Genomic DNA, 21,207 nt, shown 5'->3' on the forward strand with positions numbered 1-21,207 from the left:
AACACCACGGCTGAAAAACGGCTTAAGGTGGAGGGTTTTCTCGTTCTTTTGGCGGAGGGGGTAGCATTTTTTAATCGCTCTGTTACCTATTCCCCTTACGTTCAAAGTAGCTATTCAATCGGTACTCCACGATTTGTTTTATCCATTCATATAAAAGCACCTCTTCTTGCTCGTCTACTTTAATATGAAAAGTGAATAGATCATCTTCAAACGTAATCATTCCCTTTGAACTTCCACTCCACTTTGTCATGGGCATCGTAGCGATTAATTTAGCTACCTTTTTTTCATCAAATTCCCAAAGTTTTTTTGATGAGCGGTCGGAGAAATCAATGTTTTTTCTGTAGTCTTTCTCTGTTAAATAGTGATGGAAGAAAGATGCTGCATCAGCAGAAGAAATGGATTTGTACCATTGCCTCGCTCCTTTTGTTAGCATGTATTGCAGCACAACCATTTTATAGCTCTTCGTCATGCCAGTGCGTTCAACTTCTTCAATAAGTGATTTATGCTTTTTAAACGTTTCTTCTTCTTCCATTGTTAGTTCATTAGCCCACGAGAGAAAGCCAATATACGACTTAAACTCTTGATAGTAAGCTTGGGCTGATTCAGCACCATTTAAATGAAGCTCCCAATAGCTAGGTCTTCTTCCTAAATCCCGCTTAAGATTCAAAAAAGCTAGATGAAGTTTTTCCTTACGTGGCTGTCTTTTTTTCTGAAACTCTGTAAATAAGTTAATAACTTGCGTATCAAGATGCAGCTCGCAAGATTCCGGCAACGTCGGCAAAAAAGATGGTTTACCGTTCTTTTCAGTTGATCCCGTATCAAAAAGCTGCAGTTTCGTATCCGCGTGCCGATAGTTCCCGATAAGATCAATAATCGTGCAGTGTTTTTTCTCACTATGTAAACGAAGGCCTCGTCCCACCTGCTGGGTAAAAACAGTCAGAGATTCGGTCGGTCGGACGAATAGTAAAGTATCAACAGAAGGTATATCCACTCCTTCATTAAACAAATTCACTGTGAAGATGACGCTAATCTGCTGATCATCAAGCTGTCTAATAGCCTCTCCCCTTGTCATTCCTTGCGTTCTTGAGTGAAGACCTATGGATCTATCTCCTCGTTTTGTAAAATAGGTGGCCAGAAAATCTGCTTGTTCAATCGAAGAACAAAAACCAATTGTCCTTGTTTGTTTACGCTGATTCCAAGCGTTATATATTTTCTCTGCAACCTCTTCTTTCAGCTGAACAGCTAGCAATTCTTCATGATCATATTTTGTACCAAGCCATGTAATAGAAGAGTAATCTGTCTCATCATAAACACCGTAATAACAAAACGGGGACAGCCACTCTCGTTGCACAGCCTCCATTAAATGCATCTGATAAGCAACGTTCCCTTCACAAATGCTATAAATATCTTTTTGATCCATTCGATCTGGCGTAGCTGTAATTCCAAGTAAGAACTTAGGCTTAAAATAATGAAGGACTTTTTGATAGGTAGCTGCCGCCGCATGGTGAAACTCATCGACGACAATAAGGTCAAACTCATCCTGATGAAAGGTGTGCAGATGTTTATCACGACTAAGTGTATAAATGGAGGCAAACACAAAATCCACATCCTGCACTTTTTCCTTTCCATAGAAAAGACCCGATGATCGATTGGGCATAATTATTTTAAAGGATGTTTGTGCCTGTCCAAGTATTTCTTCTAGATGAGCGATGAATAAAACCTTCTTGAATTTTTTTGCGTAAAATCCTGCTAAATACGTCTTTCCAAGACCAGTTGCCATCACAACCATTGCTTTGCTATAACCTTCTTCGTACGTATCCTCTAACGCAGACAGAGCTTCTAGCTGCGCAAACCGGGGCTGGATTTCTCCATAAGATAAAGGCTCATCCAGCACTAATCCTGCTTCACTGGAGGTCTCTTCAGTAGTCGGAAGCATGAGCTCCTGTTCCTCTCGCTCTGACCAACTATATGGTAGGGAAGGTGTACGCTGATGAAATTTCTCATATTGCTCTCCATAAAGTGAAGTCGTCTCATAATTTACCGATAACGTTTGTTCATGGTAAAACAAATGAAGAAATTGTTCGGTCGCCACAGACAACGTACTGTCATTCACGCCCTCTTTCACTTTTACATTCCACTCTACGCCGTCTATTAAAGCGGATGCAGATAAATTAGAAGAACCGATAATACAAACACCTTCTTCATGTGACTCGAACAAGTACGCCTTTGGGTGAAACGACTTTCCTTTACTTTGCCATAACCGAGCTTCAATTCTTGGATGTATAGCGACTAACCTTTGAAGCGCTTTTGGCTGTGTGATAAACAAATAGTCACCACACAACATTTTAATTTCAGCACCACGATTAGCTGCTTCATAAAGAGATTTTTCTAAAAGGCGAACGCCTGAATCCATAATGAAGGAAGTAAGAATGTAAATGCTTTTAGAGCGTTCAATTTCTCGTAGTACATCTCGTCCAACTTGAGAAGTAATAAGTTGGACATTACTCATCTTCAACATCAACTAAGAAAATACGTTCTTTGAACCCACCGCGCTTTTCCGCTTTTCTTTGACGAACTTCTTCTAACTGTTGAACCGTTGCGCCATGAGCTTCTGCTAGTGAATGGATAATTTCCAGTAGATCCGCCAGCTCTTCTACCCCTTCTTCATCATTTGGACTTGCAAGGTATTCAGCCAACTCTTCGGATGCTTTTGCTTGTAGTGCCTGTACATACTCCTCTTGAGACAAAATGGTTGTACGATAGCTTTTACCTGTATTAGAAATAATTTCTGGAATGCGATCACGAACTAATTTATTATAAGTGGGCATCATTTTCACTCCTTAATCTTTTTATTACTGTTATTTTACCAAATTAATTCCTACTAAAAATGGTCATTCTACTCTCATTTCTGAAAAACTTACAAACTAATAACGTATCAATCACCGCATTAAAGGATAAACCCCTCTAAACTGACTCCCACAACCTCTCCACATCCATCAACTCATCGTGGTGAAGCGTCAGCTTATAAATATCAGGCTTTGTCGTGTTGTTTAAGAACTGGAGGTCACATCTAGGATCAAAGTGATTCATGATTAAGGTCATAACCGCTCCGTGCGATCCGATGACTATTTTCTTGCCTTCATAGATGTTAATTAAGCCCTTCACTACCTTCACTGCGCGCTTTTGACATTCGTTGTTGGATTCACCGCCTTTTAATGAAAAGTTCGGATCTAAAAAGGATCGTTCGAGGAGAGGCGCTAATTCTTTGTCTGATAAGCGAGTGCCTTCTGGAGAAAAGATCCGTTCCTTCAGCCCTTCTATAATTACGACTTCTTTATGAAGCTTTTTTGCTACTTTTTCGACCGTTAGTACAGAGCGTCTATATGGACTTGAAGCGACGACATCAACGTTTTCTTCCTTTAAAACTTCCGCTACCCGTTCTGCATCTCGATATCCCTTTTCAGTTAGCTCCCTCGTTCGCTCGTTTCCTTCCTTTGGCGAATCTCCGTGCCTGACTAAGTAAATAATGGTATTCATTTTTTCCCTCCTTATCTAAGAACTCAAAAGTGTTTGTAAACGATCTCGATACGCCCCTCTATATGGTAATATTACCCAAAAATTACATTACTACATATGCACAAAAAAATACACCACCTTTATGTTAGTGGTGTATTTGGTCATTGGTTATTTCAGCAGAAGATAAATCTCGTGGAAGCGCCACATAAACAGTCAGTCGATCTCCATTGCTCTCCGCCCAAATCCTACCTTTATGTAGTTCAACAATGCGCTTTGAAATGGAAAGTCCTAGTCCTGAACCTGCAACCTTACTTGATCTTGCTTCATCTCCTCGGTAAAAGCGATCAAAGAGCTGTTTTACATTCTCTTTACTGATGTGATGAGTAATGTTTGAAATGCTTGTAATGACTTCTTGTTTTGTTTCATGTACCTTTACCTCAATGTCTTTTCCTTGGCTATATTTCTCTGCGTTTGAAAGAAGGTTATCGTATACTCTCACCATTTTTTCTACATCTATATGAAGCGGAACAGAGTTTGCTGGCAGATGAAGATGAACTTGATACCCCTTCATTTCAAAAATAGGCTCATATTCGCCTACAAGCTGATGAAGCAGTCCGACTAAATCGATTTCTTGCACATGCATTTCTACGTCTGGCAGTGATAGCTTCGTATATTCAAACAATTCATCGAGCAGCTGCTTTAATTTTTGAGATAGCCTGTACGTTGTGTCTACGTATTCATCTAGCTCTACCTTCGATTTATACCGGTCGTCTTTTACTAGCTGTAGATAGCCAATAATCGATGTAAGAGGGGTCCGTAAGTCGTGTGACAAGTTGGTAATGAGCTCATTCTTTGATTGCTCGACTTTCCGTTCATGCTCAAACCTTTCTCTGAGCTGCTGTGTCATCCAGTTGATGTTTGTTGCTAGAGAGGAAAGTTCGTTTTTCCCCTTCACCGGAATCGTATACGTCCAATCTTTTTTTACAATCCGACCAATTCCCCGCTCAATTTGCTTAATATAATTCGTAATCGGCCTCATCAGTAAGAAAAAGAGTACGAGAAATAGGATGACGCTAATTCCAAGAGCCGTGTACACCTGACGATTGTATTTAATAGGATTCATTTCCCATTTTGACGGTGGGCTATCGATAACTAGATATCCCATCTCCCCGTTAAAAGAGACCGGGGAGATGAAATACGAATATTGATGACCACCCGCCCGCTGAGTTTGTCCATTAAAATCCATTTTTTCTTGAATGAGTTTCTTAATATTTTTTTCATGAATTCTTGGACGCTCCGTGTGAAATTTAACATCTCCGTTCCCGTCTGCTACTAGAAGACTAAGCGTTGGATGTTGTTTTTTAGTGTCTGACAGCATTCCCATAATGGCGTTACGATCACCTAAATTAAGATTCGTTTTCTCCGCTACCTGTCTTGTTTGATGTAATACATATTCAACTTTCTCACCTTTCTTTTGTTCTTCCTGAAAGGACCAAATATCTTGAAAGTAGCTAATGATCACGAAAAAGGTAACGGACGCCACTACAAAACACAGAATAAATATTAAGATCAGCTTAATGTTCAGCTTCACGAATGGTCCTCTTACCCTCTTTTTCACGTTAAGGTCGCTCATGCTTTGTACCCTGTCCCCCATACCGTCTGAATGTAGATTGGTTTTTTAGGGTTTTCTTCAATTTTATTACGAATCTTTGTTATGTGAACCATTACCGTATTATCAGCTTTGTAAAAAGGCTCTTCCCATACTGCTTCATAAATACGCTCAATGCTGAATACTTGTCCCGGATGACGCAACAGGAGCGTTAACACTTGAAACTCTTTTGGTGTGAGGCGGACTTCACGACTTCCCACAAACACCTCATTTGTTTTTGGATTAACCTTTAGCTCTCCTTTTTCAAGAATATGAGACGACACCCGAGTGTCTGGCTGCATATAATAGCGACGGAGCTGTGATTTGATCCGCGCAATCAGCTCTAGCGGATTAAATGGCTTTGTGACGTAATCCTCTGCTCCACTCGCAAGACCTTGAATTTTGTCCATATCCTGTGACTTAGCTGACAAAAAAATAATCGGCATTTGATGGTTTTCCCGAATTTTCAAACATGCCTCGATCCCATCCATCCCTGGCATCATCACGTCTAATACAATTAAATCGATCGGACGATTTTCTACTATTTCAATTGCTTGAAGTGCATGTGAGGCTTGAATAACTTCATAGCCTTCATTTTTTAAATAGACGGATACAAGTCGTCTAATATCTTCTTCATCATCAACCACTAAAATACGTTTTTCTGACATCTTTCTTCACTCTTTCTCATTGATTTCAAACCGTTATGACAGGTAAAGACGTATGCAGGCGGTACGTTTAGCCAGACTCTTTTACAAGAAAGAGCGTGGAAATATGCCTTAAAATATTGTTGCTTTACCTTGGAATATTGAAAGGTAATAAAGTTTCCTCTGTTTCCAAGCACCGAAACCGTAGCTGCTAGAATCGCTTCGGATACGCTGACAGGAAGACTCGTAAACGGTAAACCAGAAACAATATAGTCGACTGCTTCTATCTCGTATTTTTCCACGTACTCATTCACGTGCTCAGCCGATCCGTGAATAATATGGACATTTTTTATATTTTGATACTTTTCTTTTAATAGGTCATAAAATTGGGGATTCGTTTCAATCACGAGAAAAATCGTCCGACTTTCCTTTCGACGAATAATCTCTTCTGTGAATACACCTGTTCCTGGTCCATATTCTATAATACACTGCACATCTTGAAAAGGAATAGTTCGTATCATCTGTTTCGCTAACGCTCTCGAGCTCGGTATAACCGCCCCTACAACGCGTGGATGTTTTATATATTCTCCAAAAAACTGAAGAGCTTTCATCAATATGTTCTCCTCTTTTCATTCTTCTACTAATTGCTATCAGTTTACATAGCAGTTCTTAATAAAAGGTGAGGAAAAATCTTAACAATTCTTAACATGACCCATCCCTTCGAAGAAACTTTTTCGCACTTTTATGCATCATATCCGTTCTTCTTGAATAACATCACAAATAACAAAAATTACTAAAAATTCCTTTTATTATGTTTTAAGACGGGAGATGGGGGAAAATCATAAGCGTCGTGATGTTACATGAAATGGAGGGATATGTATAAATGAGGGAATTTATCTTTTACCGATCAAAATGGAAAGTGGTTCTGCTAGGAATCATTGTCTTAGCAGCAGAGGCGCTGTTTGGATTCATGATCGTCGATGAACTAACGTATTCAGACGGCATAACAGGATACCTCATCTTAGGAATTGTCATGTTTCTTTTACTTCTGTGGGTACTAGCAAAGTGGGGAAAAATTATTCTTTCCACTAAACCCTTTTTAATTATGACAGAAGAAGAACTGACAATATTCACTTCTCCGTCGGAACCATTCACTTTTAAAATGAGTGATGTAGAAGGTCTCCTTCCATACGAAGTTTCCAATGTTCCGATGTTCGGCATTATTCTAGTAGACGAAGAAAAATACTACCGTATCGCTCCAAAAACGACAAAGCGGATCGCAAACATCAACCATCGTACAGGTTTTCCTACATTTAATGTCGCCCTCAATATGATGAAGCGTCAAGATAGGGAGAAATTTCTAGTAGCTTTGTCCGAATTGGAGATTGACATTTTAGTTCCGGAGGAAAATGTGAAAGCACAGTAAGGCTAAACGCTGCACATAAAAAAGACCCTAAGCAAGCGCTCTAAGGTCCTTCTACACTAGTTATGAAATAATGGCCATAACACCCATAACGGAAACAATTAAAATGAGTACTAAGTTTCCAATGATCAACCATGGCTTAAAGGATCGTCTTTCTCCTTTAATCGCTGTAATGAAGCCAACAATCGGCAATAGGGTCATCACAATCACCCAGATTTTTTTTATTACACCTGATTCAATATGTACATTCGCCTGAATAATTCCAAAGAGGACAAGCGTTAAGAAAAAGAACAAACCAGGGATCACAAGGGATACCCCTCTCCTTCTTTCAAACAAAAACATCACATACTTTCTTTATAAGGTTTGTTTCATTATATCGTGTTTTCTTGTCTTTGTACATGTGACTAGAGAATGACATTGGTACACACGCGTTTGACTGTCCCCTTTCTTTCGTCTTACCGCTACTCTACACCTCACTTTTCAAGTATAATAGATTACGTAAAAGACGTTATTTATGATAGAAGGGGGAGATTAACTATTTTTTTCGCCAAGACTGCTCGCATTTTATTTGTCGGCTCGTTACTAACTATGACTGCATGCTCATCCCCTTCCGAGAAAGCTTCTTCAAACGAGGAAATGACCAAGCATTACACGACAGTATCACAACCGAAAAATTTTCAAAAATTCACTGATCAGTACGGGATTGTTCGCATTTCTACCCACCCCGTGCGTACGATTAAAAAAGACGGGAAAGAACAGAAAGTGAATTATGGGGATAACATCGTCAATATTCAGACTGAAAAACCACTGACGCCCACTTCAAATGATTTAGATAAGCGCTATGAGCAATTTATTACCAAAGATATTGCTGCGGATGATTATAAGCCTTGGGCAGAATCGTCAAATTTAGAGCAGGCTATGGCTAAGCACCTCTATTACATGGTTCATGTTATGGATGTTTTAAAGCCAGGATCCGCTCAAAACAATGAATTTAAGGGCGCACTTGCTTATTTAGAAAAAGCGTCTAGCACCGAGTGGATCCCTCCCGTCCCACAAACAGCAACAGACGAATCGTTGCTGACAGTGTTCAACGACACAAAACCGTATTGGAAAGAGCTTATGAACGCTTATGAACAAAATCCTAATTCAAAGAAAATAACCGCGATTTATCAAAAGGCACATGATCAGACGAACCGTCTCATTATTGCAACGAACCTCGTTTTCTCAAAAAATATGGAAAAACGTTTAGCTGAATAAGCCCCAGTTTTTCCATTTACGAGAAAAAAGTCCCATAAGAAAACAAACAGTGCTGTTTATTTTTAGGAAGAAATATTTATTTATTTAGTCTAATGCCTTAATTTCTCATCTTTACCTTGAAAATGTTTACAAATATGCTATATTGGGAAAGTCAGTTTTTAACAACTTTGTATGTTAACAACAAGTTGAACACAGGAAGAGGAGTGGATTTTATTGAAATTAACTAAAAAAATCGCCACTAGCGTCGTGGCAGGAGCACTAACATTATCTTTGGCAGCTTGCGGAAGCGATACTTCCCCGAAAGAGTCTTTCACACAATCATTTTCCCAAGTAAAAACGCCTCATCAATATAAAACAGATATGAGTTTAGCGATGAAAGTAGACGGAGACATGACTGATCCGCAGCTGCAACAAATGGCTGATGTCGTTAACAACTCAAAAATTTCTGCAACGAGCGTCGTGGATGATACACAAAAAAAATCCGAAACAAATCTTCATCTGAAAGTAAACATGGGTGGTGCAAGTCTTGAAGGTGACATTCCAATGTTATTAGATGAAAAACAAAACAAGTTGTACGTAGGTACAGACAGCCTTGTCAAAAACTTAAGTCAGTTCATTCCGATCCCACCTGAGCTCGCTGGCAAACTATTAGAAGTAGACTTAGACGATCAGCAAACTGCTCAATCCATCGATGGATTACCAACAGAGCTTTCTGCATATATTCAAAGCCCAGAGTTCCAAAAAGACGCTGTAAAAGAGTTTGATAACGTTCTAAAGAACAAAAAGGAATCTGAGTTTACTAAAGACAGTGACGGAAACATCACGGTAACGGTGACGAAAAAAGATTTAATTCAATACGTAAAAAACGTGGTGAAACTAGTTGAGAAAAAATCTGGTGAAGACCTCAGCAAACAAGGACTTTCTCAAGAAGATTTAGATAAGCAGCTTAACAAAGCGTTTGAATCAATCAAACTAGAAAAATCAACGGTAACTGCAAATGTAGATGGAGATGATCTAAAATCTCACGTTATCAACGTAAAAGCAACGATTCTAGATCCAGAAGACAAGTCGAAAGAACTTGCAAAGATTAACGTGAAGTTTGATATTGCGTACAATAAAGATGGTTACCCAACAACACAAAACGTAACGTTAAAAGGTGACTTATTAGATCCTAAAGGCAATATGAAGTTTGAACTGACGAGCAAAACGAAAAACAGCAACTTCGGTAAAAAACAAACGTTCAAAATCGATCCTTCTAAAGAAGAAACGATTACACCTGAACAAATCGAAGCAATGATGGGCCAAATGCAATAAACATACTTAACCAAAAAGCCTCAATGCTCTTTAAGAGATTGGGGCTTTTTAAATGAACAGAGAAAGAGTGATGATATGAAAAAACCGTTTAAGAAGCTAGCATTGGGAATAATTTTAGGCGGCAGTGTACTTGCGTTAAGTGCATGCGGAGGATCTCCAAAGGAGCAGTTTGTCACCTCCTTTTTAAACGTGGAGTCACCCGATCAATATGAATCAAACTCAACGATCAAACTGAATATCGTTCCAGATAAATCAAATAAAACGGAGATAGAGGGTATCGACATACTGAACAACGCAAAAGTTTCCACCCATTCGTTAATTGATCAAAAGGCAAAAAAATCACAAACAGACCTTACCCTTGGTTCCAAATTAGGTCCCCTTTCATTTAAGACGTCTCTTCCTGTTTTAATGGATCAAAAAAAACACAAGCTGTATATTTCGACTGACGATATTGGCAGAAACTTTGGCACAATTATGGATGTTCCGAGAAAGTTTGCGAGCAAGCTTATTGAGGTCGATATCAAAAAGCCCTCTGTTGACGGGATTGACCCTGCAATTATTACCTATCTACGAAGCGAGAGCTTTAAGAAATATGTTGGAAAAGAAGTAGGAAAAATGATTGTGAAGAAAAAGGCGCCTGCGTTTAAGGAACAAGATAACGGGGACATTACCGTTTCATTATCTGAAAAGGAACTGCAGAATCTTGCTCTAAACGTAATTGACGATGTTGCAGAAAAAAGCAACGATTCTTTTAATAAGCAGCAAGTGAAAGAAAAACTAAACAAACTCTTAAAAGAGGATGTAGATCTAAAAACCTTTACGATTACCGCAAATAAAAAAGACGGCGATATTGTCGGTCATACGTTTAACGCTGTTCTTGTTCCTCCAAAGGATAATCGAAACGTTGACCCGAAAACAAATATTCATTTTACCTATGCAGTCACGTACAACGAGGATGGATTCCCAGCGAAAAAGAATACGAAGGTTTCTTATTACGCATCTTCAGATGGTGAAGAAGGAACCGTATCGTTAAATATGGTGACGAAAAATAAAAACTTCAATAAAAAACCGAAATTTTCGCTCGATCCAACTAAACGCAAGGATGACATTTTGAAGCCAGAAGATTTATTAGATCTCCTTCAGTATTTAAATGTTTCAGAATTAGATAAGTGGGCGAAGAAGTTAGGTGTTAAGAAGACTGGTGGGATCTCAATAAAGGACGGTTCGGAAAAGAAACCAATAACTGTTGATCAAGCAACTGCCGCTGTTCCGACGACAACCGAGGAACTAGAGGCACATCGTAATCCATATAAAATCGTTGAATTTAAGGATCAGCCTATTCGCCGCGTCACGGCGCCTAATGGAGAAGAAAAAGTGTTGAATTTCGGTGACTCGGTTGTGAATATCGCAACCGGTGAGAAAATGGATGCTTACACAGAAGAAGATGACGATGCTCTTTACGAATTTGTTACAACAAAGGTTGATCCAAATCAAACCTACCTGACCTGGGAAGAGTCTTCTAATACCCAAAAAGCAGGAGCGAAGCAAATTGCTGTAATGGATACGGTGTTTAGAAAATTTAATGAGGCGATTTCATCCGAAAACTATACGTCGGAGAAATTCCAACAATCCTACAACTTTTTAAAAGCAGCTGTTGATCCGAAGAATGTTCTTCCCTCTCCGCAAAACGCGACGGATCAAACCATTCTTAAATGGTACGAGGCAAACCAGGAATATTGGAGAACCATTCTAGCGAATGATCCAACAAAAGACGCTGTAGGCTTTAAAAAGGCCGTTCAAGAGGCAAATCAACAAGCAAACCATTTCTACTTCCTCATGAATGTTCTTTTCAGTACGAACGCTGAGGAACGCTTAAACAAGGAAATCAAAAGCAAGATGTAATAAAGAAAGCAGTGGACAACGTCCGCTGCTTCTTTTAGTTGAATGAAAAGACGTTATTTGCCTATTTTTTTGCGTTTCTACATTTTTTTCTTGAAAAAGTGTAACCTTTTCAAGAAAGCGTTCGTCTTATGGTCGGGTTCCATTTAGTAATAAATCTTTTTTCAAAAAAAAGCCCTTCCTTTTGGCGTTGCAGCGCCTTTAGATGGACTTCTTTAACAGACAATTATTGATCCAGTTCCCTAAATTCACGTTCAGTTGTTTTTACAATCGAGAAAGAAGACTGAAATTTAGCCAAATATTGCAGGAGCTCTTTTTTAAATGATTGATATATTTCACCTGAACGTGTACCTTCGACTTCAGGATACATGGCGCGTAAAAGCTCATAGTTCCATTCAAGAATATCTAATACGTGCTGAGCTTGTCTTTCACGCCCTTGTATTTTAAGCGCCAGTTCCCCAAGCAGATCTGGATTAATATTTATTTTGTCCATTTCCTATCTCCCGTCGTTCAATTTCTCCCGCTTTTTCCCGAAGTAACCGTGCCTCTTCATAAATTGCATAAATAAGCTCGTTTCCTAACCCAATGCCTTTGTATTTATGATGGATTGCTTCTTGGCTGACTTGCTCAAATTTGTCACGAGACTGACTTTCCCAATCGCTCCCTAGTTTTTCAACCTGAGATTGATGTTGTCGGTCAATTCCCTGTATAGAATTTATCGCCTCATTAATCTTTCCTACAAAACGTTCAAGTGCATCCGCCTGCTGTCTTAACTTTTCCTTCTCTGTTGTACGAAACAATCCGTATCACCACCACGTTCCCATTTTATAACAGACTTAATTATACTATCACTACGCTTAGTAAAAAATGCTATAAATGACACATTTATTAAAAATCACTAGGAATATATTCCTTATTTTTCATGCTTCCTTTCACTTATTTCCATATGTAATCGCTTCATTTTTCAATATAAATTCTATTTTCTGAAAAAAACCCCTTTTTTTAAAACTATATGTATTCGTTCCTTATTATTATCATATCACTTTTTCCTCAACAAACGTATCATGTAAACGGCAAATAAAGACTTTTCAGCTCGTGTTCTGTTCTATGTTGTCACCTGTGATATACCAAAAAAGGTAATGGTAGCCGTGTTCCATTACCTTTTCATTTTCTATAAGCTTACTTGCATTGCTGCGACCTTCTCTTGTTCTTCGCTAATTTTACTCATTTTGTGATTCCAGCACGCCTCGCTTAAATCGACAGGGTAGCTCTCTGCATTTAACGTTCGCTTATATTCATCCCATAAATCATTCAAACTTGCTTTTGCATATTCTTGGATATCCTGTGTAGAAGGCAACTCATATGTAAGTACCCCGTTATCGAATACTTTTACATGCAAATCCTTTGCGTAAAAGTTCGTCACGAACTTACTCACAAACGTATGCGTAGGATGAAACATTTTCAGCTTCGTTTCATTTTCTGGATGCTCATGATCCAACGCAATGTAGTCTCCCTCAGATTTTTGGTTCGCCATATTAATGATGCGATATACTTTCTTCAATCCTGGCGTTGTTACCTTCTCCGGATTGGCGGAAATTTTAATCGTATCTTCAAGCGTCCCTTCTTGTCCTTCGATCGCCACTAGCTTATACACAGCTCCAAGGGCCGGATTGTCGTAAGCAGTAATTAACTTCGTGCCAACTCCCCATACGTCAATTTTCGCTCCCTGAGATTTGAGATTTAAAATGGTTTCTTCATCCAAGTCATTTGATACCACAATTTTTGCCTCGTGAAATCCTGCTTCATCCAGCATAGCGCGCGCTTGCTTTGAGAGGTAGGCTAGGTCACCGCTGTCTAGGCGAATACCAATGAAACGAATGTCGTCACCTAGTTCCTTCGCCACACGAATCGCATTCGGAATACCAGAGCGTAGCGTATCATACGTGTCTACTAAAAATACACAGTCTCGATGACGCTTTGCGTATGCTTTAAACGCCGTATATTCGTCTTGATAGGCTTGAATCATAGCATGAGCATGCGTACCCGCAACAGGAATATTAAAAAGCTTCCCTGCTCGCACATTACTTGTCGCGTTGAAGCCCCCAATATACGCTGCACGTGCGCCCCACAGAGCTGCATCAAATTCGTGTGCACGTCTTGTCCCAAATTCTAGCAGTTCATCATCGTTTGACAGATGACGAATACGAGATGCCTTCGTTGCGATCAGCGTTTGGTAGTTCACAATATTTAATAGCCCCGTCTCAATTAGCTGAGCTTCTGCTAACGTTGCTTCAATACGGATAATGGGTTCGTTTTCAAAGGCAATCTCACCCTCGCGCATAGCGTGAACTGTACCTGTAAAACGAATCGTCTCCAAGTAGGCTAAAAAGTCGTCTTGATAGCCAAGATTTCGCAAATACTCAATATCATTTTTTGAAAACTGAAATTGTTCTAGATAGCGGACAATTTTTTCAAGTCCAGCAAACACCGCATAGCCGTTTTGAAACGGAAGTTTCCTAAAATACAAATCAAACACTGATTTTTTTTCGTGAATGCCATCTGCCCAATATGTTTCCACCATGTTAATTTGGTACAGATCTGTATGCAGCGCTTTGCTATCGTCGATTGAATACATCTTAAATTCCCCCTAGCCCTTTCTAGATGAAAAGGCCGTTTTTCTATGTCGCATTATAAATTGATGAAAAAGGCTCGTAGCCTGTAAACCGGTACAGCTGTGCAGGAGCCTGTGAATACTGATTTGATTTCTTTGGCTGACCGTTTGCATCGCAAATCGGCTCTAATACGCCCTGACGTTTTTTCGTAGACGTAATCCCTTTTAAAAAGTTCGCCTTGTCAATATCAAGGCCCGGAACGACCGTTTGAACGACGTTGATCAGCTCAGCGATTGTAAACTCATCTGCCAAAAACTCTTTTGCCAAAATCGTCGTGAGCATGTTAAAACGAATGCGCTTGACGGCATCTCTTAAAATATCGTTATGATCAAAGGCTAAAGAAAGGTGCATCGCCTCTTCGACAGGTACAAGCTTTGCTTTTGTAGCCTGTGTGGACGTCTCCATTGTGCGAAAGTTCACATATGGTACTAAAGCATAGTAAGCAATGGTTGGTATCCATCCATTTTTTTCGTTCGGCGTATAATAGGCCCCAAGCTGCTTCAAGTGAACATCGTCTCCAATGCTTGTTTCTTCTTTTAGCTGCCGAAGTGCTGATTCAAACAGCGTTTCGTTCTCTTTAGAAAAACCTCCTGGGAACGACCACTGATTTGGATACAGCTTACTTTCCTCGCTTCGCTGAATGAGTAGTACTTGAAGCTCCAATTGTGGCAACGATTTTCGCTTCGAGGCCACTGGCTTTGGAGCCAACGTAAAAATGCACAAATCGGTCGGTAAACCATCTGGCGATCGATAATTGTTCATTTCTTACACCTCTTCGTGACGCTCAAGTTTAAGATTTTCATACCTACTAATTTAAGATGTATTTTTAACAATGTCAACATAACAAGCCTAAACGAAGCGATTTTTCTCATCCAATTTTATCCTCATCCCTTTTTAACCACAAAAAAAGCCTTATTTTCGCGCAGAGCTGAAAATAAGGCTTTTTCGTTTACATGACTGATTTTCGTTCTAAATTAAAGATATTGACCTGCGCTTCTTCAAAATGACGAAGCAGAGAATCTACTCCGTGTTGAAGGGCGTGTGTTCGCTCTTTTTCTGAAATTGGAATAACTTGAAGCCACGTAATTTTTTTGTCATCCGCGTCAATGGTTGAAAAATCCTCCCATAAGACAGGCGGAATTAATAATACATGCTGCATATGTAGGTCAGGATCAATTGGTGTAATCATGTCTTTATAAAGGGCTCCTGGGAAGCAGGACACGTGTGATTTCATTTTGTGGTACACGCAATGGGCTAAAATATCAGGGAAAATGTCATAGGTTGTTTGACAGGCCCCCACAAGCTCAATTCGAAGCGGAACTCCTCCGACAGTGTATCCCGTCGGTGCCTCGTAGCCTCCAATTGTCACAAATGATGTTGTATCGTCGCGAAGCTGGTTTTCTACTGAAGCAACTTGAATGTTGTAGCGATCACCTTCATCTGAAAATGATTCCAACGTCGGCGCTATTCCAAACACCTCCGTTGCTTTTTGTATAATTCGTTCTTGCTCATTTGCCATCCATCTCATCCTCTTTCTCTCTCACTTCTTCTATATTGTTCGCTGCAGAACCATCCATACCTGTCCGCAGAGGAAGAACTTCGTTTTCTTTAATCTTAGTAGAAGTTGCTCGATTGTTCAAATGACGAACTCATTACAAATTGTTACAGCCCTTATCTACTACACTGAAATTGCCTGTTGAGGGCACTCTTTCTCTCTTCCTTCCCCTAGTTAACGTGTTTCTAGGAGGAGATACCTAGCCCATTTTAATTGAAAAGGCTTCTTATGTTGGATATATTATCCTTTTATTTCTTTCTATAATAGAAGTAGAAAGCGTTATCAACACGTTCAGTCTCCTTCATCATTTTTTCGGCCAAGCTATCACTATGTGCTTACCCTCGGATTTTACAGGTATGAGCCTGTCAAATTAGATAAATAAAGGAGGAACCCTCATGAAAAAATGGTTAGTAGGTTTCATCGCAATTCTCTTTGTCTTCTCTACGCTCCACTTCACAACAGCTTCTGAACGAAAAGATCACGGAAAGCCACCTAAGGTCAAGCTAGGTGTGGAAGTCTTGCTTGATCAGCATAAAGACTTATTAAAAGGGAAGCGGGTCGGTCTTGTAACAAACCCTACTGGCGTCGATCATCAGCTATCAAGTATTGTCGATCTTCTTGCAAAGGATCCTGACGTAAATTTGACCGCTCTTTACGGTCCTGAGCACGGTGTTCGTGGCGATGCACAGGCTGGCGCGAACATTTCTTCCTACATCGACAGTGAAACAGGTCTTCCTGTCTACAGCTTATATGGTGCAACTAAAATACCAACTGCTGAAATGCTTCAAAACGTAGACGTATTATTATTTGATATCCAAGATGTTGGAACGCGTTTTTATACGTATATTTCCACTTTAGCTTATGTTCTACAAGGAGCAAAAGCACAGCATATTCCCGTCATCGTATTAGATCGTCCAAATCCACTTGGAGGTGATGTTGTAGAAGGCCCTGTCCTAGATCCTGCTTATTCTTCCTTCGTTGGACTGTATCCGATTCCACTACGTCATGGCATGACGATGGGTGAGCTTGCTTCATTTTTTAACAAAGAATTTGACATTAACGCTGATTTAACCGTGATGAAGATGAAGGGCTGGAAGCGAAGTATGAATTACGATGATACAAAGCTCTTTTTTGTGCCACCTTCACCTAACATGCCAACGTTAGATACGGCCTATGTGTATCCTGGCCTCGGGTTAATTGAAGGAACGAACGTATCAGAAGGACGTGGAACGACACGACCATTTGAAACGATTGGTGCTCCGTATATCAATAGCACAAAGCTTGCGGCAAAATTAAACGCGCTTTATTTGCCTGGCGTCACGTTCCGAGCTACTTCTTTCATTCCAACGTTCTCAAAGCATAGCGGTGTGCTTACACACGGCGTGCAGATCTATGTGACAGATCGCAAGGAATTTAGAGCAGTTGAAACTGGATTGACTGTGGTGAAAACAATCCACGATCTGTATCCGAACGATTTTCAATTTAACTCCAACTTGTTTTTTGATAAGCTCATCGGAAACAGCTGGGTTCGACAAGACATTGAAAATGGTGCTTCTGTTAAATCCATCATGAACAAATGGGAAGCAGAGACAAAGCAGTTTGAAAAAGCACGGAAACAATACTTACTGTACAAATAATAAAAAGACGTGGATGCCCCGCATCCACGTCTTTCATTTTACTTTATTTTCAGTCCATATCCGAATGGATATAGAATTTTTCCTGGCTGTGTAACAGATGGAATATTGACTGGAAGTTTTCCTTTTGGCTTCGCTGTTCCGAAAATGACTTCAATACCTGCTGGAATATTTGGCTGTCTGTAACGACCGTTTGAATAGCCCTTAAATCCGTACACCGCTAAGATTGATTTCGCTTCTTCAAAATTAGCCGCATCGTACGGATTACGTAAGCTCATCAGCACAAACTTTTTATCCTTTCCTTGTGCATACTTCATAATCGCACGAGGGGTCGATGTTGCCCATTTCGAGCTGTCTACGTTATCAACAATCACACCATCATTTACAGCAGGATCATTTTTAACGACGTATGATCCGGTAATCACATAATCTGCTTCGTCGATTGCTTTTTTCATCTCGTCCGTTAAGACCTTGTTCTCAAACGTTATTCCCGTTACATCCACTTTCTTTATTCGATGACTTTTCACGAGCTCGTTAATTTTTAATTTCATCGCTTCTACTTGATCTGCAAACGGAGCAAGAATCACAACATTTTGATCTTTTTTCACTTTAAAAGGAAGCTGCTTATCATCGTTTTTTAGCACCGTAACGGCTTCTTCCGCCATTTTCTTTTCAGCTTTTAAATGCTTTTTGTTTCCAACGACGCTCAAAGCATTTTTTACTTTTTCATCTAGGGATTTCTCTGTTGCTTGTTGATCCGGTTGGTAAATGCCCTTTTTCATCTTTAATTCAATAATTCGCTCTGCTGAATCGTCAATTTCGCTCATTGGAATTTCTCCTGTATGAACCGCATCAATGACCGCATTGTAGACCGTGTCTAAATTCTTTTCCATTTCTAGCGAATTGACCTGCGCTGGCATAAGAGCAATATCTACTCCCGCGTTAATTGCTCGAATAACCGCTTGCTCTTGTCCGAAATTATCTGCAATCGCCTTCATGTTCAGCGCATCGGTTACAACAACACCTTTGAAACCAAGGTCCTCACGTAATAAACCTGTTAATACTTTTCGAGAGAGCGTTGCTGGTAGCATAATAGGTTGCCCATCTTTTTTGCTAATTACCTTTGTATCATCAACAGCAGGAAACTGAACGTGTGCCGTCATAACCATATCAACACCTGAATCAATGGCCTTTTTAAACGGATATAGTTCGTTCTTACGAAGATAATCTAAATCGTGATCCACAACAGGAAGACCAAAATGACTATCTGTTGCCGTATCTCCATGTCCTGGGAAATGCTTCACGCTAGAGACCATTCCTTCATTTTGAAGCCCTTTAATCGTCTGAATACCTAGCTTTGCCACAAGTTCTGGATTGGAGCTGAACGAGCGAACGCCAATGACAGGATTTGCTGGATTATTGTTCACATCAACAGAAGGTGAGAAGTTCACGTTAACTCCCAGTGATTTGAGCTCTTTTCCAATAATAGACCCCGTTGTGTACGCATTTTTTTCGCTTCTAGTCGCCCCTAATGCCATGTTTCCTGGAAGGTTTGTCCCTGATTGTAGCCTCGTAACAATTCCTCCCTCTTGGTCAATGGTAATCAAGAGCGGAATGTCAGGACTCGCTTTTTGGAGTCCGTCTGTCAATCTGACCGTTTGTTCGGTATCCACGACGTTTTCAGCGAATAAAATGACGCCGCCTAAATGATATTTTTTAATAATGTCTCCTACTTCATCGTTCATAACGGTGAAGCCGCTCATTTTCGTATCGCCTTTCTTTTGCCAATTACGAAAATCTGGCATAAGCATTTGCCCTACCTTTTCTTCGAGGGACATGTTGTCGACTACTGCTTCTGCCTGTTGCTCCACTGATTCTGTAGGCTTCTTTTTAGCCGACGTCTTAGCTGTTGCATGATTTCCGACTGACACACTTGATAGTACCAAGCTTGCCAGAAGACCCGCTGCTACCATTTTTTTTGCTTTCATTCTCCCAACCCCTTATGTAAGTTTTAAGAAAGCTTGTCAAAGAGCAATTGCTTGTCCGTACGCTCTTTTTGCCATTATCTGGCTCATTTTAAAGTTATCAAATTATTCAGTTTTTATTAAGTACCGATCCTACCATTTTCGGTCCCCTGCTCAAATGGGGTTTTGTACCTATCTGTTAATTTCAATACTAAATTTATAGCGATCTGCTCGGTAGAGAGATCGAGCAAATTCGAAGGGTCGATCGTTGCTCAGAATGGCCTGTCGCTCAATTAATAAAAGTGAATCACCCTCATTAATTTCTAGCAAGTCTGCTTCTTCTTTCGTCGCATTAGTGGCCTCAATGACCTGCTTCCCTTTTGCAATATGAAGCTGCAAATCTTGCTGCGCATAGTCATATAAAGAGCTTAACAACTTATCTTTCTCAAGACTTGGCGCAAGACTTTCGGCCATATATAATACCTCATAGGCCATCGGTATACCGTCTGCTAAGCGGACGCGCTTAATCTCATATACCTCCTCATTCACATCGATCATCAGACGATCCGCTAATTGCTGTGAGGCATTGATCATCGAAAAGCTAATAAGCCGAGAGCTAGGCGTCATGCCTCTTGATCGCATATCCTCTGAGAAGCTTGTCAACCCCTGCAAAGAACGATCAAATTTAGGACTAGCGACGAAGGTCCCCTTGCCCCTCTGCCTCACTAAATAGCCGCCGTTAACGAGATTTGTAATAGCCTGCCTGACCGTCATGCGGCTTACTTCAAACCGTTCAGAAAACTCGCGTTCTGAAGGCATAAGGTGACCTGGCTTTAGACTTCCCTTTTGAATACTTTCTTTAATCCCCTCTTCAATTTGAAAATAAATCGGTACGGGTGAATCTTTTTTAATCGTGAACATATTCCATCAATCCTTTTTGTCGTACTACTTGTAGCGCATCTTGATCGGCAATAACCGTCACGTCCGGATGCATTTTTAGAACCGTTGCCGGAATAGACGTCGTCACATCAGACTGTAGAACCTCGGCTAAAATAGCTGCCTTTGCTTCTCCTGACACAAGTAAAACGATTCGTTTACTTTTTAGAATCGACGCAATTCCCATTGTAATAGCGTGTGTAGGCACCTCATTCATACTTGTAAAATAACGTGCATTCGCTTCTCTCGTTGATGCAGTTAACTCCACAAGATGTGTATGAGAGCTAAATGACGTTCCTGGCTCATTAAATCCAATATGGCCGTTGCGACCAATTCCGAGCAGTTGAAGGTCCACTCCGTCTAACTCAGCAATTAACTGATCATACTGCTTCGCTTCTTGCGCGGGGTCTTCGGCGTCTCCTTGTGGAACATGACAATGTTCAGGGGGCAAATTAATGTGCTGAAACAGGTGCTCATTCATGTAGGAATGGTAGCTTTGCGGATGATCAGAGGATAAGCCAACATATTCATCTAAATTGACAGAATGAGCGTGCCCGTAGTCTGTTTCGTTTCTCGCGTAATCTGAAATCAACTCATCATATACCCCAATAACTGTACCACCTGTTGCTAACCCTAAAACAGCATCAGGCTTTTCCTTCACTAATCTAATGATTGTTTTTGCTGCCGTTTGACTCATTTCCTTGTAATCACGAACCGCTATGACTTTCATCTGATCGCCTCCAGT

Annotated in this window: 21 protein-coding genes; 5 read left to right on the forward strand and 16 right to left on the reverse strand. The window is 40.2% G+C overall.

The genetic code is table 11. The features are described from left to right. Positions 1-82: 82 nt before the first annotated feature. From AMD01_RS18775 to AMD01_RS18800, 6 genes are all read right to left on the reverse strand, one after another. The gene (locus AMD01_RS18775; protein ID WP_053403014.1) at positions 83-2,509 is read right to left on the reverse strand and encodes a DEAD/DEAH box helicase family protein; all 2,427 of its coding nucleotides are present in this window, start codon (positions 2,507-2,509) and stop codon (positions 83-85) included. Beyond that, complete coding sequence (locus tag AMD01_RS18780; RefSeq protein ID WP_053402989.1) at positions 2,502-2,828, reverse strand: nucleoside triphosphate pyrophosphohydrolase; 327 nt, start codon at positions 2,826-2,828, stop codon at positions 2,502-2,504. The genes AMD01_RS18775 and AMD01_RS18780 overlap by 8 nt, the downstream gene beginning before the upstream one ends. A 136-nt stretch (positions 2,829-2,964) precedes the next feature. Next, positions 2,965-3,537 (reverse strand): histidine phosphatase family protein, encoded by a 573-nt coding sequence (locus AMD01_RS18785; protein ID WP_053402990.1) that lies wholly within the window; start codon positions 3,535-3,537, stop codon positions 2,965-2,967. 124 nt (positions 3,538-3,661) lie between these two features. Further along, positions 3,662-5,107: a sensor histidine kinase gene (locus AMD01_RS18790; protein ID WP_053402991.1), complete on the reverse strand. Its 1,446-nt coding sequence runs from the start codon at positions 5,105-5,107 to the stop codon at positions 3,662-3,664. Positions 5,108-5,145: 38 nt separating this feature from the next. Continuing rightward, entirely contained in the window at positions 5,146-5,832 is a 687-nt protein-coding gene (locus tag AMD01_RS18795) for a response regulator transcription factor (RefSeq protein WP_053402992.1), read from the reverse strand. Next, a complete protein-coding gene (locus AMD01_RS18800; protein ID WP_053402993.1) occupies positions 5,811-6,419 on the reverse strand; it encodes a class I SAM-dependent methyltransferase in 609 nt (202 codons plus the stop codon). The genes AMD01_RS18795 and AMD01_RS18800 overlap by 22 nt, the downstream gene beginning before the upstream one ends. 272 nt (positions 6,420-6,691) lie before the next feature. On the opposite strand from AMD01_RS18800, the gene AMD01_RS18805 reads away from it, so the two are divergent. Next, positions 6,692-7,234: an STM3941 family protein gene (locus tag AMD01_RS18805; RefSeq protein ID WP_053402994.1), complete on the forward strand. Its 543-nt coding sequence runs from the start codon at positions 6,692-6,694 to the stop codon at positions 7,232-7,234. A gap of 60 nt (positions 7,235-7,294) precedes the next feature. On the opposite strand, the gene AMD01_RS18810 is transcribed toward AMD01_RS18805, so the two are convergent. Beyond that, positions 7,295-7,537 carry a hypothetical protein gene (locus tag AMD01_RS18810; RefSeq protein ID WP_245638980.1) on the reverse strand — a complete coding sequence of 81 codons (243 nt, stop codon included), beginning with the start codon at positions 7,535-7,537 and terminating at the stop codon, positions 7,295-7,297. A gap of 330 nt (positions 7,538-7,867) precedes the next feature. Here AMD01_RS18810 and AMD01_RS18815 point away from each other — a divergent pair, with 330 nt between their 5' ends. From AMD01_RS18815 to AMD01_RS18825, 3 genes are all read left to right on the forward strand, one after another. Continuing rightward, entirely contained in the window at positions 7,868-8,488 is a 621-nt protein-coding gene (locus AMD01_RS18815) for a hypothetical protein (protein ID WP_053402995.1), read from the forward strand. Between the two features lie 213 nt (positions 8,489-8,701). Next, a complete protein-coding gene (locus AMD01_RS18820) occupies positions 8,702-9,802 on the forward strand; it encodes a hypothetical protein (RefSeq protein ID WP_053402996.1) in 1,101 nt (366 codons plus the stop codon). Positions 9,803-9,877: 75 nt separating this feature from the next. Further along, positions 9,878-11,704, forward strand: coding sequence for a hypothetical protein (locus AMD01_RS18825; RefSeq protein WP_053402997.1), 1,827 nt, complete (start codon positions 9,878-9,880; stop codon positions 11,702-11,704). Between the two features lie 223 nt (positions 11,705-11,927). On the opposite strand, the gene AMD01_RS18830 is transcribed toward AMD01_RS18825, so the two are convergent. The 6 genes from AMD01_RS18830 to AMD01_RS24970 all read right to left on the reverse strand — a co-directional run bounded on the left by AMD01_RS18830 (position 11,928) and on the right by AMD01_RS24970 (position 16,013). Continuing rightward, positions 11,928-12,194, reverse strand: coding sequence for a hypothetical protein (locus tag AMD01_RS18830; RefSeq protein WP_053402998.1), 267 nt, complete (start codon positions 12,192-12,194; stop codon positions 11,928-11,930). Continuing rightward, positions 12,175-12,501 (reverse strand): WXG100 family type VII secretion target, encoded by a 327-nt coding sequence (locus AMD01_RS18835; protein WP_053402999.1) that lies wholly within the window; start codon positions 12,499-12,501, stop codon positions 12,175-12,177. The genes AMD01_RS18830 and AMD01_RS18835 overlap by 20 nt, the downstream gene beginning before the upstream one ends. Positions 12,502-12,872: 371 nt before the next feature. Beyond that, the gene (locus tag AMD01_RS18840) at positions 12,873-14,336 is read right to left on the reverse strand and encodes a nicotinate phosphoribosyltransferase (protein WP_053403000.1); all 1,464 of its coding nucleotides are present in this window, start codon (positions 14,334-14,336) and stop codon (positions 12,873-12,875) included. A gap of 43 nt (positions 14,337-14,379) precedes the next feature. Beyond that, complete coding sequence (locus AMD01_RS18845; protein ID WP_053403001.1) at positions 14,380-15,135, reverse strand: NUDIX hydrolase; 756 nt, start codon at positions 15,133-15,135, stop codon at positions 14,380-14,382. A gap of 187 nt (positions 15,136-15,322) precedes the next feature. Continuing rightward, complete coding sequence (locus AMD01_RS18850) at positions 15,323-15,892, reverse strand: suppressor of fused domain protein (RefSeq protein ID WP_245638981.1); 570 nt, start codon at positions 15,890-15,892, stop codon at positions 15,323-15,325. Continuing rightward, positions 15,882-16,013 carry a hypothetical protein gene (locus AMD01_RS24970; RefSeq protein WP_281176901.1) on the reverse strand — a complete coding sequence of 44 codons (132 nt, stop codon included), beginning with the start codon at positions 16,011-16,013 and terminating at the stop codon, positions 15,882-15,884. The genes AMD01_RS18850 and AMD01_RS24970 overlap by 11 nt, the downstream gene beginning before the upstream one ends. A gap of 310 nt (positions 16,014-16,323) precedes the next feature. Between AMD01_RS24970 and AMD01_RS18855 the strand changes: the two genes are divergently transcribed. Further along, positions 16,324-17,565 (forward strand): exo-beta-N-acetylmuramidase NamZ family protein, encoded by a 1,242-nt coding sequence (locus AMD01_RS18855; protein WP_053403003.1) that lies wholly within the window; start codon positions 16,324-16,326, stop codon positions 17,563-17,565. 38 nt (positions 17,566-17,603) lie between these two features. On the opposite strand, the gene AMD01_RS18860 is transcribed toward AMD01_RS18855, so the two are convergent. From AMD01_RS18860 to nagB, 3 genes are all read right to left on the reverse strand, one after another. Beyond that, positions 17,604-19,550, reverse strand: coding sequence for a glycoside hydrolase family 3 protein (locus AMD01_RS18860; RefSeq protein WP_053403004.1), 1,947 nt, complete (start codon positions 19,548-19,550; stop codon positions 17,604-17,606). Positions 19,551-19,718: 168 nt separating this feature from the next. After that, positions 19,719-20,447 (reverse strand): GntR family transcriptional regulator, encoded by a 729-nt coding sequence (locus AMD01_RS18865; protein WP_053403005.1) that lies wholly within the window; start codon positions 20,445-20,447, stop codon positions 19,719-19,721. Then, positions 20,434-21,192 (reverse strand): glucosamine-6-phosphate deaminase, encoded by a 759-nt coding sequence (nagB, locus tag AMD01_RS18870; RefSeq protein WP_053403006.1) that lies wholly within the window; start codon positions 21,190-21,192, stop codon positions 20,434-20,436. Before nagB ends, AMD01_RS18865 begins: the two co-directional genes overlap by 14 nt. Positions 21,193-21,207: the final 15 nt, after the last annotated feature.

This window comes from Priestia koreensis, from assembly GCF_001274935.1.
GTDB classification, from domain to species: domain Bacteria; phylum Bacillota; class Bacilli; order Bacillales; family Bacillaceae_H; genus Bacillus_AG; species Bacillus_AG koreensis.